This is a genomic window from Desulfovibrio faecalis, from assembly GCF_053570625.1.
On sequence record NZ_JBRBQR010000001.1, the window covers coordinates 2,254,112 to 2,271,558 of the forward strand.

General features: G+C 50.5%; 11 protein-coding genes and 2 tRNA genes. 9 read left to right on the forward strand and 4 right to left on the reverse strand.

What is annotated here, in order from left to right; genetic code table 11:
• Positions 1-12 precede the first annotated feature (12 nt).
• The 3 genes from ACUZ79_RS09980 to ACUZ79_RS09990 all read left to right on the forward strand — a co-directional run bounded on the left by ACUZ79_RS09980 (position 13) and on the right by ACUZ79_RS09990 (position 3,193).
• Positions 13-918: an NAD(P)-dependent oxidoreductase gene (locus ACUZ79_RS09980; RefSeq protein ID WP_192111745.1), complete on the forward strand. Its 906-nt coding sequence runs from the start codon at positions 13-15 to the stop codon at positions 916-918.
• A gap of 116 nt (positions 919-1,034) precedes the next feature.
• Positions 1,035-3,062: an alpha-amylase family glycosyl hydrolase gene (locus tag ACUZ79_RS09985; protein ID WP_449251492.1), complete on the forward strand. Its 2,028-nt coding sequence runs from the start codon at positions 1,035-1,037 to the stop codon at positions 3,060-3,062.
• A 54-nt stretch (positions 3,063-3,116) separates the two neighbouring features.
• Positions 3,117-3,193 (forward strand) — tRNA-Pro (locus tag ACUZ79_RS09990).
• Positions 3,194-3,257: 64 nt separating this feature from the next.
• On the opposite strand, the gene ACUZ79_RS09995 is transcribed toward ACUZ79_RS09990, so the two are convergent.
• From ACUZ79_RS09995 to ACUZ79_RS10005, 3 genes are all read right to left on the reverse strand, one after another.
• The gene (locus ACUZ79_RS09995; RefSeq protein WP_449251493.1) at positions 3,258-4,595 is read right to left on the reverse strand and encodes a hypothetical protein; all 1,338 of its coding nucleotides are present in this window, start codon (positions 4,593-4,595) and stop codon (positions 3,258-3,260) included.
• Between the two features lie 422 nt (positions 4,596-5,017).
• Complete coding sequence (locus tag ACUZ79_RS10000) at positions 5,018-5,698, reverse strand: outer membrane protein (protein WP_449251494.1); 681 nt, start codon at positions 5,696-5,698, stop codon at positions 5,018-5,020.
• Positions 5,699-5,938: 240 nt separating this feature from the next.
• Positions 5,939-6,015 (reverse strand) — tRNA-Pro (locus ACUZ79_RS10005).
• 280 nt (positions 6,016-6,295) lie between these two features.
• Between ACUZ79_RS10005 and ACUZ79_RS10010 the strand changes: the two genes are divergently transcribed.
• The 4 genes from ACUZ79_RS10010 (at position 6,296) to ACUZ79_RS10025 (ending at position 11,011) form a co-directional block, all read left to right on the forward strand.
• Positions 6,296-6,658: a DUF488 domain-containing protein gene (locus ACUZ79_RS10010; RefSeq protein ID WP_449251495.1), complete on the forward strand. Its 363-nt coding sequence runs from the start codon at positions 6,296-6,298 to the stop codon at positions 6,656-6,658.
• 597 nt (positions 6,659-7,255) lie between these two features.
• Complete coding sequence (locus ACUZ79_RS10015) at positions 7,256-7,951, forward strand: hypothetical protein (RefSeq protein WP_449251496.1); 696 nt, start codon at positions 7,256-7,258, stop codon at positions 7,949-7,951.
• 58 nt (positions 7,952-8,009) lie between these two features.
• A complete protein-coding gene (locus ACUZ79_RS10020) occupies positions 8,010-9,245 on the forward strand; it encodes an ISL3 family transposase (RefSeq protein ID WP_096152604.1) in 1,236 nt (411 codons plus the stop codon).
• A 119-nt stretch (positions 9,246-9,364) separates the two neighbouring features.
• Complete coding sequence (locus ACUZ79_RS10025; RefSeq protein ID WP_449251497.1) at positions 9,365-11,011, forward strand: methyl-accepting chemotaxis protein; 1,647 nt, start codon at positions 9,365-9,367, stop codon at positions 11,009-11,011.
• An 85-nt stretch (positions 11,012-11,096) separates the two neighbouring features.
• On the opposite strand, the gene ACUZ79_RS10030 is transcribed toward ACUZ79_RS10025, so the two are convergent.
• Complete coding sequence (locus ACUZ79_RS10030) at positions 11,097-12,698, reverse strand: sensor domain-containing diguanylate cyclase (RefSeq protein WP_449251498.1); 1,602 nt, start codon at positions 12,696-12,698, stop codon at positions 11,097-11,099.
• A gap of 1,031 nt (positions 12,699-13,729) precedes the next feature.
• Between ACUZ79_RS10030 and ACUZ79_RS10035 the strand changes: the two genes are divergently transcribed.
• Together ACUZ79_RS10035 and ACUZ79_RS10040 are read left to right on the forward strand one after the other, a co-directional pair.
• Entirely contained in the window at positions 13,730-15,274 is a 1,545-nt protein-coding gene (locus tag ACUZ79_RS10035; RefSeq protein WP_240824273.1) for a methyl-accepting chemotaxis protein, read from the forward strand.
• Positions 15,275-15,628: 354 nt separating this feature from the next.
• Positions 15,629-17,386, forward strand: coding sequence for a methyl-accepting chemotaxis protein (locus ACUZ79_RS10040; RefSeq protein WP_449251499.1), 1,758 nt, complete (start codon positions 15,629-15,631; stop codon positions 17,384-17,386).
• The last annotated feature ends 61 nt before the right edge of the window (positions 17,387-17,447 follow it).

The window sequence follows — 17,447 nt, forward strand, 5'->3', positions numbered from 1 at the left end:
AGGAGAGAATCAATGGCTGACAAAATGCGTATTGGCTGGATTGGCACGGGTGTGATGGGCCTTTCGATGGCTGGGCACCTTCAGGCAGCCGGCTGGCCGCTGACCGTATATAACCGCACCAAGGCCAAGACCGAACCTCTGCTCGCCAAGGGCGCCAAGTGGGCCGACACCCCCCGCGCCGTGGCCGAAGCCTCTGACGTGGTCTTTACCATTGTGGGCTATCCCCACGATGTGGAAGAAGTGACGCTGGGCGAAAACGGCGTGCTGCGCGGCCTGGCCGCTGGCGGCATTGTGTGCGACATGAGCACCTCCAGCCCCGTGCTGGCTGAACGCATTGCCGCTGCTGCCAAAAAGCAGGGCTGCGAATCGCTGGACGCCCCTGTTACCGGCGGCGACGTGGGCGCGCGCGATGCCAAGCTCTCCATCTTTGTGGGCGGCGACAACGCGGCTTACGAGCGTGTACTGCCCTGCTTCAACAAGATGGGCACCAACATTCTGCACTGCGGCGGCGCGGGCTTTGGTCAGAAGGGCAAGCTTGCCAATCAGGCCGCCATTGCTGGCGTGATGATCAGCACCTGCGAATCCTTCCTCTTTGCGCAGGAAGCAGGCCTTGATGTTGCCAAGTGGATGGAGCTTGTGGTTGCGGGTTCCGGCGGCAGCTTTGCCATGAACACCCTTGGCCGCCGCATGCTCAAGGGCGACTTTGCCCCCGGCTTCTTCATCGACCACTTCATCAAGGATCTGGGCCTCTGCCTTGACGAATGCCGCCGCATGAAGCTTGTGCTGCCCGGCATCACCCTGGCTGACCAGCTTTACCGCATCATGCAGGCCAAGGGCCAGGGCAGCAAGGGCACTCAGGCTCTGGTGGAATGCCTTGCCGAACTTTCGGCCAAGGATTGGCGCGCCTGCTGCAAATAACTGACGCTTCCGGGCCAGCAATGGCCCTTGTGCCCGTCCGGCTCTCGGGTCGGACGGGCAATGCATGACGAGCCTGCGCCCGCCGCTTTCGGGCAACCATAAACAGGAGATCCGCCATGCCTTCCGCTTCTCCCGGCAGTCCGTTGGATGACCCAGCCCTGGAGCAGTACCGCCCCTTCATTCAACGCCGCACCCATGCCTATATGGCAGAAATTGAGCGCATACGCACCCATCACGGCTCGTTGCGCGCCTACGCTGGTGAGCACCTCACCTTTGGCGCTCACCGCCTCACAACACCCGCAGGCAGCATATGGCGCTGGCGCGAATACATGCCCAATGCCGAAAGCCTGTGGCTCACCACTGACAAACTGAACTTTCAGCGCCACGCCAAATACCGTTTTGAGCGCTGTGCAGACGGCATTTTTGAACTGGAACTGCCCGGCGATGCCCTGCAACACGGCACCTACGTGGAGTTGCGGCTGGTTCCCGCGCAAGCGCAGGACGCGCAGCACCCCGGCAAGGCCCTCAAGCGCATACCAGCCTTTGCCAACTGGGTGGAACAGAACGCGACAGTGCCGGAGCAATGGTGCGCCCGCCTGTGGCTGCCGGATGAACCTTACCGCTTCAAACATCGCCGCCCTGCCCGGCAAGCCTTTCCCCGTATTTACGAGGCCCATGTGGGCATGGCGCAATCCGCGCAGGCGCACATGGGCGACAGCGTGGGCAGCTATGCGGATTTTTGCCGCGACATTCTGCCCCGCATCAAGGCCGATGGCTATACGGCGGTGCAGCTCATGGGCATACTGGAGCACCCGCTGTACAAATCATTCGGCTATCAGGTGAGCAGCTATTTTGCGCCGTCCTCGCGTTATGGCACACCGGACGGCTTCAAGGAGCTTGTGGACACCGCGCACGGCCTGGGGCTGGCGGTTATACTTGATGTGCCCCACGGCCACGCCAGCGCCAATACGGAGCAAGGGCTGGCGCAGTACGATGGCAGCAGATATTTTTTTACCGAGCAGCAAAACCAGTGGGGAACGCCATCCTTTGATTTCAGCCAGGAGGCAACGCGGCGTTTTCTGCTCTCCAACTGCCGCTACTGGCTGGAAGAATTCCGCGTGGACGGCTTCCGCTTTGATGCCGTGGGCAACATGCTTTATGCGGATTTTGGCGAAGATGACGATTTTTCTCATGTGGGGCGCTGCTTTTACGGCAAAAACGGCCTGCCCCGCGCAGATGTGAACGGGGAACTGTATCTCAACCTTGCCAATGCCCTCACGCATGAGCTTACTACATCAGCTATGACCATTGCCGAAGAATTTTCCGGCATGCCGGGGCTGACCTGCCCGCCGGAGCAAGGCGGCCTTGGTTTTGATTACCGCTTCGCCATGGGTATTCCTGATTACTGGGCAAAGTGCATTGAAGAGCCGCGCGACATGGGCAGCCTGTGGTATGAAATGACCAACCATCGGCCCTACGACCGCACCATCAGCTATGTGGAATGCCACGACCAGCATATCAACGGCAGCGATGCCATGATCTGGCGGTTGCTGGGCGATGCCATGTACGGTCATATGGGCAACAAGGCCGAGAGCTGGAACATATCGCGCGGGCTGGCCTTTTATCGGCTCATGCGGCTTATAACGCTGGCAACGGCAGATGCGGGCTACCTGAACTTTATGGGTTGTGAATTCGGGCATCCCGAATGGCTGGATGCGGAAAAAAAAGCGCACCGTCAATGGCGGCTGGCGGACGACCCGGGACTGAAATATCACTCCCTGGCCTCATGGGACAGGCAGATGCTCGCCCTTGTGCAAAGCCACCTTGAGGACTTTGCACAGCCGCCCATGTTCCGCTTTATACATGAAGAAAAGCGCCTGCTGGCCTTTGAGCGCGGGCAACTGCTCTTTGCCTTCAACTTTCATGAGCTTGAGGCGCAAAAGGGCCTGCGCTTTGCAGTAAGCCCCGGCAAGTATGGGGAGCTGCTTTCGTCTGACGAAATCCGCTTTGCCGGGCATGGCAATCTGGCGGTAAAAAGCCCGCCAACAGAGCATTTTACTGCTCCCCTGCCGGGTCGGTATGAGGGGGATATCACCCTGTATCTTCCACCGCTTGTGGGATTAGTCTTAAAAAATGCAAAATAATGTTGCAAAAATGTTGACAGGCCGGGCTGTTCCGCGTAGTTACTCTTTTCGCGTCGGGATGTAGCGCAGCCTGGGAGCGCACTTGAATGGGGTTCAAGGGGTCGAAGGTTCAAATCCTTTCATCCCGACCAGAGATTTAAAGGGAATTCATGGAAACATGGATTCCCTTTTTTCGTTAAAATATGTAATGCGTTATTAGGATTTGACCTTATCAGCGACAATAGTAGTTAACTCATCCGGTCTGCGAAGATAACAAAGGATTGAAATAGTTATATCGTCAAGTCTCCAAACCCCTTGCTTATTGGATAAGAAATTTTTTTGATTCTCCAAGTAATTGCACGCTACAAACCCAATCTCTCTTTCCCAGTTCCCTTTCCCTTCCTCTTCTATGTAAAGTTTAGATTCGAAAATTATCCCTCCACGCGTTTCTTTAATAAATTTAATTGTAAAATTTGCAAGCTGTCTGTTGGATAAAGCATTTCGTAAATCGCCTGCAACTTTCCTTACTGAAGTATTTATCGGTAGATGAATCAATTGTGCCATTATTCCGTATTTACCTGCTTGCCATGCGCGTAGAAAGGAAGTCAGACAACCGTCAGGTGTTTCAGGGGTACAATTAGACACATCTCCGCTTTGTAGAATAGATGCCCATTCCTCCTTAGTCCTTTGCGGTGACCAATTATAAAAAGAATCTACCATTTTGATATTGTTAGTAATATATTCTCTTGGGTTCTTTATATATGCATAGAATTCATCAGTTTTCTTTTGCTGCTGTGCTTCAAATTTTGATTTATCTGATCGTTCATTTTTTTTTCGAATCAATACTTCTCGAAGAGTAAAGAGAAGTGCCCAAGCCTTAACAGCTGTTAATTTGTTGTTGTAGCCGACATCAAGCCCATGCATGATCCCATTACGGTATGGCATTGAAAGTTGATCTGTAGAAAGCTTGCGGCGTGTTTTTGCTATATAACTAATGAATTCTTTAAATGCATCATCATTTGATGCTAAGCAATCAAAAGCATCTAGTTGAGCTCCTTCAGTAAAAACACCTTTATTTAGCATATCACTACTAAATCCATCAGCCATCATGAGAATAAGAGGAACGCAAGATATATAATCTTCAGCAAAGAAACGTTCCTTTGCTTTTTCAATTATATGCTCTCGTTCAAAATATGTAGGGAGTCCATGAAGCAGCGTGCAAAACATATTCAAGTTTTCAACATAGTATTCTTCAAGCATTCTCTCTGCACTTGAAAAATCATCTTGTTGTGCTAATAAAATAGCTTTCTTAATAATTTCTAAGTCTACAGAGTCATGTGCATGCCAACCTAATGGATTAAAAAAAGAGTCAAATTTATCAAAGATCTTTGGAATTTCAAATATTTCTTTAAATTTGAGCTCCCTATTTTCAAGAACACCTATTATATCAGCAAGTTCTGGTGTCTTCTCTCCTAGTTGCAAAAATTGTTTTAGTGCGAATTCTTCTGATAAAGCCTGCTCTGCTTGAATGATAGATGGTAATTTTTTATCCATAACAATGCCCTCTTATACACTCCGATAGAAGAAAAAAATCAGAATTAGCAGTGCATCGAGATTCACTACTTATAATATATCAAATTTTTGCCTAAAAAACAAGGATAATACGAATTCATAAATGCTAAAGCCCTCTGCCACTAGGAACGGTGTAGAAGCACTAAATACTTGTTAAGTATAATTACATTTCCATTGTTTGAAAAATTTCCAGTGATTCATATATTTGCAATGTAATAAATACTTATATTTTGATAAGATGTGAATATACTTACCCATACTTGACTACGGTAACATAGTCGCAGCGGATTATCTTATCAGGGCTACCACTGAACAGCCTCATTGGTAGAGAATTTTCGTCCCAAAAAAGGGCCGGAGAAATCCCCGGCCCACTAATCTAGCTGACAGTTTGCTATTCCCTATGCCTAGAACGTAAAGCGCAGGCCAAGGCTGAATTCATTAGCATACGGAGTATTGCCGATGGAAACCTTGTTGTCGTCAACGCGCTTGCTGATGTCGGTATAGCCCAGCCCCACAAAGCGGTAGGCCAGATCTGCCGAGATGTTTTCCGTAAAGGCATAGGAACAGCCCGCGCCGAGATTCCATGCAAAAACGGTATCATACTGCGTCAGGCTGCCGGAATCCCCATCGCCGTCAACATCCGCAGTGTACTTGGTCTTGATGAATCCCATGCCGAGGCCGCCGCCAAGGTAGGGGGTAAAGGCCGTGGAGTTGTGGAAGTCCCAATATGCGTTGGCAAACAGCGTCTGCACGCCCCACTCGCCCTTAAACGAAGCCGTGCCGCCATTAATCCGCTGATCCCAGGTCTTGGTCATATTGCTTCGTATGGCATATTCCAGTTCTGTGCGCATGGGCACCTGAAACTGCGGATAAAAGTCGTACCCCACAAAAATACCGCCCCCAACGGTGTTTTGCGAATACTGACCAACGCCAAGCCCCTTCACATCCCCGCTCAAAGAGAACGGGCCAGTGCTTTGAATGGAATCAATAAATTTTAAGCCGCCATAAACGCCGGTGTTTTCCGCAGCCGCAGGAGCCGCGAGTGCCAGGGACAGAACCAATGCAAGCATGAGACGCTTAAACATGATGACCCTCCTTGGTTTTGCCAAAAAAAACAGGTTTGTTTTCTGCATATTCCTTTTTTTTCTTGACGACAACAGTCAGGTAACTGTTTTTGGCACAAATTATGCCTGATGAAGTAAAAAAGACGGATTTTTTATACTTACAGGCAGGGGAATCTGGTTTTTTGCCGATAGAAAGCGGAAAAACAGCCGTTAGAAACGAGAAAAGGGAATTCATGTTTCCATGAATTCCCTTTAAATCTCTGGTCGGGATGAAAGGATTTGAACCTTCGACCCCTTGAACCCCATTCAAGTGCGCTCCCAGGCTGCGCTACATCCCGACGCGAAAGGTGTATCTACGCTGAACCGCCGGGTCTGTCAACTTATATAATCATTCCAGGAATTTTCCTTTGAGCGCGGCGCAGAGCGCCGCAAATTCACATCACACCGGTATAATCTCACAACCATGTCGCACCGTGGGCCACACGGCTCAAAGCTCTTTTCATCCAGCTGATTGCAGGCGAAGGATTCTACCGAGTAAATCACAAACTTTTTGACTTGCATTGCCCCCTGCGCTGCGCAATCTTAGCAATGTCGCCACACCCAGACAGAGTTGATGCCATGAATATTATTTTGCGCCGCGTATACGCACACGATGCCGAGCCAGCAGGAATACGGGGTCTTGTGGACAGGCTATGGCCCCGGGGGATTTCCAAAAGCGCCGCCCTGTGGGATGTGTGGCTTAAAGATATCGCCCCATCAGACAACCTGCGGAAGTGGTTTGCCCACGATGAAGCCAAATGGCCAGAATTCAAGAAGCGCTATTTCGCCGAGCTTGATGCTGCCTCATCTGCTGTTGCGCAGATGCTGACCATTCTCCGCCAGAATCCGACCGTGATACTGCTCTACGCCGCCAAAGCTACAGAAATAAATAATGCTGTGGCGCTAAAAGATTATTTTGAGGAGAAGGCAAGAGAGAATTAACCCTTTTGGGCTTTGCTCCCAAGAGTATGGCGCTCTGTTTACCGCCAACAAGGACACTTTTGTTGGCGCATCTCCACCATCTGAACGCCATCATTTCAGGGTAATTTCTATAAAAATAGAGAGTACACTAGCTATCTACTAAAGACACACTAGTTTTATAGAAATCATTTGCGTTCAGTACCATTAGTACTGCCCTCATTTTCTGAATCCGATTCCGCCACGCACGCCAGGGCACTAGTACTTGCAGAACATATACAACTTGGGATAAAAGAATTCAGCAAGTTTATATACGATTTGCCACTCCAGAGCTCCTCCCCCCGGAGTTGGGTGAACTTTATTGGACCTGATGCGGCGGTGTGCACAATTATACGTGTTACAGTGCGCCAGAGCGTTTGTGCCAATAAGTCGTTCTCTGCTCCTCCCCCCTTTCAGGGCAGATTAAAGAACATTTCAAAAAATGCTGCGCAACAAGATACGTACGTGCTCAATGTACGATTCTGCCTGTTCCGCGTTTTTTGAACTTGATGCCCAACTGTTCTGCCAGTGCTTATCCACAGGCAGAATGGTGTGGTTACTTTACTCTGGAGCACCGTTATCATGGCCTTAAGAAACATCAAACTTTCCGGGAAGTTGACGTCTATTGGAATAGCCTTTGTATTGCCTCTGGGCGTTTTGCTTTACATCTCTGTATCCAACATCAATTCGCAAATCTCTTTCAGCAGTCTGGAAACCCAGGGTAACTCTTTTCAACGACCACTGGAAAATCTGCTGGAGTATCTGCCAAAAACAACACAGCCAGATGGCCAGCGCAAGGTTGATCAGGCATTTGCCGAACTTGAGGCGGCAAACAGGCTGCATGGATCTGACCTGCAATTCACCGCTGATGGCCTGAAAATTCGTGGTCGCTCCCACCTTTTTCCAGGCGACGTTGCAGATCGGTGGGCGCAGCTGAAAAGCAGGAAGAATGATGCCGCCGCGTTCAAAGAGGGGCTTGCCCAGTTGATGGAAGATGTTTCGGGCATGATTACTCACTGCGGCGACACCTCAAATCTGATTCTTGATCCGGACCTGGACAGCTACTACACAATGGATATGACCCTGCTCACGCTGCCTCAGACCCAGCGCAGAATCGCGTCAATCCTTGATTTTGGCAACGCGACCCTGCTCGGATCCCAACTTGGAGAAAACGAACGGCGCCAGTTCCACACGATGGCTGCAATGCTTCAGGAGTCCGACTATTCCCGCATTCTGGCTGACACTCAGACGGCCCTGAACGAAGACCCCAATTTTTAGGCTCTTCCGGGTTTTCCGTGGGTAGCTGATCTGCTAATGTCCTTCCCGGAGGGCACCAATGAAGGATACGGACCTATATTTTCGGATTCTCGGGCTGACCGAGCCCTGGTTTGTTGAGGCTGTTGAACTGGACACGGCGGAAGGTCGGGTAGACATCCGCGTGGAGCATGGTCCTGGTGTTCGCTGGTTTTGCCCTACTTGTGGTCGAGAGCTGGCTTGCCGCGACCATGCCGAGCCTCGTGTCTGGCGCCATCTGGACACGTGCCAGTTCAAGACGTTCCTGCATGCTCGGATTCCCCGAGTGGACTGCCCCGAGCATGGCGTCCTTCAGGTCAACGTGCCTTGGGCCGAGTCCAAGGCACGTTTCACCATATTGATGGAGCGATTGATCATCGACGTGCTGACCGAGTGCGCCACCGTAACAGGAGCGCGGCGCATCCTGCGCATCACCTGGGACGAAGCATGGGGTGTCATGGAAAGGGCGGTGCGCCGGGGCCGGGAGCGCAAGCAATCGAATCCCTCGCGGTATCTTGGCGTTGACGAGAAGGCATTCCGCAAGGGGCACGACTATGTGACCGTGGTTTGTGATCTGATCGGCAGCACGGTGGAGTATGTGGCCGACGAGCGTAAGGCCGAAAGCCTTGAGGGGTACTACCTTCAGTTCACCAAGGCGCAGTTGGAGCGGATCAAGGCCGTGGCCATGGACATGTGGGAGCCCTATTTTAAAGCTACGCTCAAACATGTGCCGGACGCGGCGGGGAAAATCGTTCACGATCGGTTCCACGTCATGAAACACGTAGGCGAGGCTGTGGACCGGGTACGCAAGCAAGAGCACCGCGAACTCACAAGTCAGGATGACCATCGACTCAAGGGCACGAAATTCCTCTGGCTATACCGGGAGGAGAATCTGCCGGACAAACACCGGCCAGCCCTGGAGGCCTTGAAGACAGCGAACCTCAAGGTGGCCAAGGCCTGGGCCATGAAGGAAAGCCTGAACGACGTCTGGAAGTACCTGAGCACGGGATGGGCCAGACGTTTTGTGAAGCGATGGCTGGTCTGGGTGAACAGGTCAGATCTTGCCCCAATGCGCAAAGTGGGCGGACTGATTCAGAGACATCTTGAGAACATCCTGACCTTCTGCCGCCACAGGATCACCAACGGCGTGGCCGAGGGCCTCAACAGCAAGATCATGGCCATCAAGAGGAAGGCTTGCGGTTATAGGAACCGGGAGCATTTCAAGACAGCCATCTACTTCTTCTGTGGCGGTCTAAACCTCTACCCGGCCAGTTCCTGACAGGGGTTACCCACGGAAAACCCGGAAGAACCAATTTTTATGGGGTCAGTCCTTCGCTTGCGCCCAAGCTTAAAACGGCGCTTGAAAGCTACAAGGCGGCCACAGAACCTTTTATTACCATGCTCAACAGCATTTCGGCTGGGGCAGCAATACCTCAGAATGAATTTATGGCCGCAGGCGAAAAGGCATTTAATGCAGCATTTCGCTACTGGGAGGTGTGCGCCGCTGAGTTGGATGTGTTACTTGCTGTGCGCATCGGTGATTATAAAGCAAAACGCGCAACCATGCTGTTGGCAACGGGCGTTGCGCTGGTACTGGCCTCGCTGCTGGCATATCTGGTGGGTCGCGGCATTACGCGCACCATCAGGGGCATGGTGCTGTATAGCAACGCGGTAGCGGCGGGCAATCTCCATGCAATTCTTAAGGCTGACGGCAGTACAGCCGAACTTAATCAACTGAAACAAGACCTCGAAGCAATGGTTACGGCTCTCAAGGAAAAACTTGGATTTGTGCAGGGGATACTCGGCGGCGTTGCTACTCCCTGCCTGGTGGTTAATCAGGAAGGCCGCATCACATATCTGAATCAGCTCTTGTGTGATTTTCTGGCTATGGAACAAAGGGCCGACACGCACTTTGGAACTCATGTAACAAATTTTTTCCTCCACAATCCAGAAATATCAGGCGACATACTTACAGCGCTCAAAGAAAAACAGGCAAACCCTGGCCGCACACTTGAAGGTCACGATACAAAAGGCAAAGCATTTTTTATAAAACTTGATGCCACCCCCATATATGATCCGGCAGCAACTTTTATTGGTTGTTTTGTCCAGTTCACGGTCCTCACGGAACTCCGGGAGCAGGAGGAAAAACTGCTTACCTCAAACAGGATTATTTGCGAGACAGCTGAACAGGCCGGATCCATTGCCGGGGAGGTTTCAACGGCAGCAGCAGAACTTTCAACGGTTGTAGAGCAAACGAGCAAGGGCATGAACACCTTGCACGTCCGTACGGCTGAGGCCGCTGTGGCCATCAGCCAGATGAACGCCACAGCTGTGGAGATTGCCCAAAATGCCTCCGACGCAAGCCAGCAGGCAGACAAAACCATGCAGCAGGCCAAGAAAGGTGCCGCCACGGTGCAGCAGTCGGTTGCTGCAATTAGCCGCGTGAAAGGACAAACAGACATTTTAAAGAAAGATATCAGCGGCCTGGGCGATCAGGTCGCCGACATCGGGCAGATCATGGATGTCATCACAGATATTGCCGATCAGACCAACCTTCTGGCTTTGAACGCCGCTATCGAGGCAGCCCGTGCTGGTGAAGCCGGACGTGGATTTGCTGTGGTTGCCGATGAGGTCAGAAAGCTTGCAGAAAAAACGATGCGAGCAACTGCGGAAGTAAGCTCTGCCATAACCGCCATTCAATCTGGCGCTGGCAAGACCGCTGAAGGCATGGGAGATGCCGCTCTAGCCGTGCAAGAAGCAACGCAACTAGCGGATCAATCCGGCATAGCATTGTATGAAATTTTGGAACTGGCTGGATTAACCACTGATCAGGTGCGCTCCATTGCGACCGCAGTTGAAGAACAGTCGGCAACCAGTGAAGAAGTCCATCAGGTATTGAATGAAGTCAGCGGTGTGGCAGATCAAACAACCAGCGGAATGGAACGGTCTGTAACAGCTGTGGAACAGCTCGCATTACAGGCGGGCGCGCTCAACAAGCTTATTCAAAAAATCAGCGGCAAAACCTGCCTGCCATCCGGCGCTTGATCTGTATAAAACGCAGGATGCTGATTAACAAAAGGGCTGGCCTGATTCGCGCAGCGTTCCCAACGCATATCTTATGGTTGCCGTCTTAGCCTGAAACCACCACGGCATCACGCCCAGCTTCCTTGGCAGCGTACAGGGCTTTATCCGCCCGGATCAGCATGACTGCCAGCGCCGCCTCGGCGGATTTTGGCGATTCCACCGTGTCTGCCATATCTGCGCATACCGCCACACCAATACTTATTGTTAACGTGTGCTTGTTGCCTTCGTGCGACAAGGGGTTCGCTGCCACTGCATGCCGTATGCGATGGGCAAGTTCTTCACCTTGCCGGGCATCCGTACAGGCAACAAGAACCACAAACTCCTCGCCTCCATAGCGCACAAGGAGGTCTGCACTGCGTACGCCGGCATTGATTATCCGCGCTGTGTGCTGCAAAACCAGATCGCCCACATTGTGCCCAAAGGTGTCATTGATACTTTTAAAGTGGTCGATATCAAGCATCAGGCAAGCGCACTGCTGGCCTGCTGAATGCGTTTTTTTAAGAAATTCTGTGCCCATTTCCTGCAAAAAACGGCGGTTGTGCAGGCCTGTGAGCGCATCTTTCAGGCTCACGGCCTCGGCCTTTTTAATCTGCCTGGCGACCCTGAAACTCATTACAGTAAATGCGTCAAACAGGATTCTGAGCTCGCTGGGCATATTTTTCTGGTCACACAATTGCCCTGTTGCCTCGTAATTATTTTTACGAAGCTCAAGCGCATAGGCTGTTAGCTCCTCAAGAGGAGCTTCAATGCTGCGGCTAAAACGCAGCATCAATGGCATCATGAACAATATGGCGCAGAGCGATCCAAGACCAACAAAAATCGTAAGCCATTTGTATCCTGCAATAATTTCCTCTACTGATCGAAAATACACCAGCCGCCAGCCACCGCTCCCTACAGTAACGGAAGCGCCGAGCATGCGCACGCCCTGATCATTCACAAAAATCTGAACAGTTTCGCCAAGCTGCATGAGCTGCAAGGGAACCTGTTTTGCAGCATCGTCTGCGTTGCTTGCAACCACAGTGTGGGGTGCAAGTATGTTTCCCTGGGCATCGCACAGTATCAGCCCTTGTTTATCTGGAACAAAAGATCCGTGCAGCCAAGCGTCCAGCTCGCCAACGAGAATGGACAAAAATACGACCCCGTCAAATTCTCCAGCCTGATTAGTCACTGGCATTGAAAACATGCACACGGCCTTGCCGGAAACACGCCCCTTGATTCCTGTTGTAATTGCACGGCGGCCCATCATTGCTTGTTTAAAGTAATACCTGTCACCGCCGTACAAACCGGGTTTGCCCATGGAGTCAATTTCTGAAATCCCCTGTGCATTGACAAATACGGCTGCCGCAATGCCTGTGTGGCTTTCATCGTAATCGCTAAATTCTTTTGCAGCAGTCTCCATATCTGATCTGTGCGCTTTAATAATTTTTGTCAAAAATAAAACATCCTGAAAGCACACGTCCACATACGCTTCAATTGTATTTTTATTTTGACTGAGAATTTCAGAAAGTTGATTTTTTTCATGCTCGATAAGGCGTTCTTGCTGAAAAAAAATAAAAAAAAGAGCCGCAATGATAATTGGAATGCAGACAATGGCAATGGTATAGGCGCGAATGCGTCCCCTGATCGTGTCAAACCGAAAAATACTCATAAGCCTATGTGCGTTCATGGCCATCTCGTTAACTGCCAGATTTTACTTTTTTTGCCTGCCTGGGATCATTAGCAATATCTGTTCCAACACTTTTTAACTTTATGCACAACCATCTGCAATAAATCATATATTCTGCAAATACTGTCACCAACAAACAAATAAAAACGAATTTTTAATAATACAAATACAGCTAAAAGCAACAGTCTTTATGTGAAATAAAACTATAGAAATTATCCTGAAATAGAATATATGCCTATCAAGCTGGATAATATTAAGGATATTTACTTATATGATAAATTTTTTTCATATTTATACAGAGTTGTACATTTGAAAACAAAGAAAAATTAAAAAAATTGCTACGTGATATCTGCGCAATAAAATATTATAAAAAATGAATTATGATTTTATTTGCAGTTTTTAAAGCACCATATCCTATACACTCAATCAATATTTCAACAATCAGTTCAAAAACAAGATAGTTCACTTTTAATAATATCACACACTCCTGTCCGAACAATACCTTCACATTACCATAGTAAGCATAACAATATTTTTAAAGCAAAAATTATCGAATGTTATATTTTTTAACATTTGTTTTTCGCACGAGTCTTTGCATGTGAAAAAAATATTTATATTTATGAAATATAAACATTGTAACATAAATTCCGAAAATAAAATTGCAGCAACACTACTATTGATACCATCACCTGTAACTGAATGATAAACATCAATCATTTGTTGCAACCGTGTCTTGTCAACAGATTGCGCTGTGATCAGCCCTGCTATGTCACTACTGCTCCGGAGGAGTCATTTTGATCAGTCAGATACTGCATACGTTACGTGGAAAATTTATCCTCACTATTTCAGTCGGGGCCATTGCCATGGCCGGGCTATTTTGCTTTTCGTTGCAGGCAATTAACAATATTGAAATTAAATTCGCCAGCACCCGCGATACCGCCATCGCAGGCAGGATCATGGCCCTGGAAATAACTAAAAATATAAATTATTTTAGCAGATTAACCAGAAATATCATGCTTGGCAGCGATATTGACAAAGACCTCAAGCAAATAGACACAGCCATTGCTGCCGTTAAAAAGCACTTTGCCACACTCTCCTCCCTCAAGCTGCCTGCAAACTCCAGAGCCTTGACTGACAAGGCCCATGAGGCGGCCATTGCATTTATGAACAACGGCCAGAGCCTTGTTGCTCCCTTAAAGGATATCCCCGCAGACCAGCGCTACCTCACCTACAAAACCTATGAAAAGGAAGCCACTCCCTATGCCGTGGCTTTTCGCGAACATTTTGAAAAATTTGACGCAAATATTACCGCCCTTGCTGAAACAGCCATGGCTGAAATGAATGAGGACATCGCATCGCGGCGCACCCTGATGTGGATTGAATTTATTTTTGCCATATGTCTGGTGTATTGCGCAGGATATTTCCTGACCAACAGGGATCTGCGCGCCATGCGCCAGTGTGTGTCTTTTGCCTCCACCCTTGGCACCCAGCAGTCAGATGAACGCCTCGCTGCCGGAAGCTTTGCCAGTCTGAGCACTCTGGCTCTGGCGCTGAACAGCACGGCAGACAATCTGGCAAACTACCGCAAGGCTTCTTCTACCGCTCAGGCCGAAGCGGAACATGACCGCGAAGAAGCCAGAAAGGCCCTTGTGGAAGCCCAAAAGGCGCAAGCTCTTGCAGAGAACGCCAAAAGCGAAGGGATGCTCCACGCTGCCAGCCAACTGGAACATGTGGTTGAAATTGTCTCCAGCGCTTCGCAGGATCTTGCGGTTAAGATAGACCAATCCCGCAGCGGAGCTGACGATCAGTCTGGCCGCGTGCGCGAAACCGCAACGGCCATGGAGCAAATGAATGCCACCGTGCGCGAAGTTGCCCAAAATGCGCAGCAGGCTGCTGGCATTGCAGACCAAACCCGGCAGCAGGCTCTGGAAGGCGCGCAGATTGTCAACGATGCGGTCAAGGGCATTGAGTCTGTGCACACGCAATCCCTTGCCATCCGGCAGGATATGGACGTACTGGGCAAGCAGGCCGAAAGCATCGGGCAGGTTATGAGCGTTATTGCCGACATTGCAGACCAGACCAACCTGCTTGCGCTCAACGCTGCTATAGAAGCTGCCCGGGCGGGCGATGCCGGGCGCGGCTTTGCCGTTGTTGCTGATGAGGTGCGCAAACTGGCGGAAAAAACCATGTCTGCCACCCAGGAGGTGGGTCGTGCCATTGGCGATATTCAGGCCGGAACGCGAAAAAATATCGTGAATGTGGAACAGAGCGCGAGCGCCATTGAAGAAGCGACCAAACTTTCAATCCGCTCCGGCGATTCGCTCAAACAGATTCTTGAGCTTGTGCACCTTGTCAATGATCAGGTTCAGGCTATTGCAGCGGCAAGCGAGCAGCAATCTGCCGCCAGCGAGGAAATTAATAAGTCTGTTGAGCAGGTTGCAACCATTTCTGCCGAAACGGCTCAAACAATGGAAAATGCCGCGCATGCCGTTGACGGCCTTGCGCAGCAGGCGCAGGTGCTGCAAGGGCTTATCCGCGACATGAAAAATCAGGGTTGACGCTCCTGAGTGCAATCGTCCTTTGTGAAAGGCCGTCCATCACCGGGCGGCCTTTTGCGTTGGTGCAGCAATTTTTGCGCGCGCATCCCGCCATTGGTGAAACCAATAAGCAATATTTTTACGCCGTGGCGTATGGACACAGTCCGCAAGGCGCATTAGGGTGATTATAACCAAAATGCTTGGAATGGCTCCATCTGCATTCCAAGCAGCTTTGCAGGAGAGCCAGACTCCGTGGGCTATGAGCTGCTAGAATCATTCCCACGTTTAACATATCAATTTCAATATGTATAATTGTGCAATACTTATATCCGCACTTGCGGCCATTCAACCTCATACTTTTGGGGGAGGCGCGACATGCAGTTGAAAGTAGCGACTCGGCTTTGGCTGGGCTTTGGTTCCATTTTTTTTCTGATACTGCTCAGCGCCTTGATTATGCGCCACAACCTGAGCCAGGCCGACCTTCTTGCCGATACAACGGCTGATGAAAGCATGCCCTTGGCCATGCTGGCAGCGGATATGAAGCTGCAAACAGTGCAGGTGCAGCAATTTCTGTCTGACGTTTCCGCAACGCACAGCCCAGATGGCTATAAAGAGGCGCAGGAAGCCGCAGATACCTTTCATGAGCATGCGCAGAAATTCAAAAACAAATTCGCTCTTGAGAACAACAAAAAATCGCAGGAAAAACTTGCCGCACTGGTCACGTCATTTGACGCCATGTACGCGCTGGGCCGCAAGATGGCCGATACTTACATCAACCAGGGCATAGAGGCCGGCAACGAACTCATGGAAGATTTCGACAATGCCACAGAAGCCCTCACAACCGCTTTGGAACCATTTATTGAAGAACAGACCGGCGTGGCAAGCCACAACTTGGGCACGTTAAAGAACGAGCTTGCCACAAGCCTGATGCTGCAATGGGTTCTGACCGGAATTTCAATTATCACGGGCTCGCTTGGGGCATTTTTTACAATCCGGTCATTCATGGCGCAGCTTGGAGCGGAACCTGCCGATGTGGCGGAAGTGGCGCGCAAAATCGCCCACGGCGACCTCGAAGTGGATATGAGCCTGCACGGCAGCCGTAAAAACTGCGGTCTGTTTGCCGCCATGCGCGAAATGCGTGACAAGCTCAGCGAAAGTTTCACCCAGGCCTCAACGCGGCAGGCTGAGGCAGAACTGCAAGCCGAAGCCGCCCGCAAGGCAACTGCTGAAGCCCAGCAATCAAAGCTGATGGCTGAAAGAGCCAAGGCAGAAGGCATGTTGCAGGCAGCTCAACAACTTGAAGAAGTGGTTGAAGTAATCTCTGGCGCAGCGGAGCAGCTTTCTACGCAGATAACCCAATCCAGCCGTGGTGCGGACGAACAGTCAAACCGCGTGCACGAAACAGCCACCGCCATGGAAGAAATGAATGCGACAGTGCTTGAAGTCGCCAAAAATGCCCAACTCGCAGCAGGTGTTTCTGACAACGCTCAAAAACAGACCATTGAAGGCGTACAGATTGTCACCACTGCGGTTGAGAACATTAAGTCCATTCATGCAAAATCATTAGCAATCAAGCAGGATATGGGAGCATTGGGCAAACAGGCCGAAGCCATCGGCCAGATCATGAACGTTATTGCGGATATTGCCGACCAGACAAACCTTCTTGCGCTCAACGCTGCCATTGAAGCTGCCCGGGCTGGCGATGCGGGCCGTGGTTTTGCCGTGGTTGCTGATGAAGTGCGCAAACTTGCAGAGAAAACCATGACAGCCACCCGTGAAGTTGGCGACGCCATCACCGGTATTCAGCAAGGCACAAGAAAAAATATCGATAATGTGGAAGACGTGGGCGCAGCTATTGAAGAAGCAACCACGCTCTCTGCCCGCTCTGGCGATGCACTACGGCAAATACTTGAGTATGTAGAGCATGTTAACGATCAAATCCAGGCAATTGCCGCTGCGAGTGAGCAGCAATCGGCAACCAGCGAAGAAATCAACAGATCAGTCGAGCAAGTCGCAACCATTTCTGCCGAAACTGCGCAGGCTATGGATCACGCAAGCAAGGCAGTGGATGCCCTCTCCAGGCAAACGGCTGCACTGCAAGGGCTAATACGCGACATGAAAACTCACGGGTGATGCACCTTTTCTTCCCGCTGTTCATGGCCGCCTTCGGGCGGCTTTTTTACTTTTCGGGCAG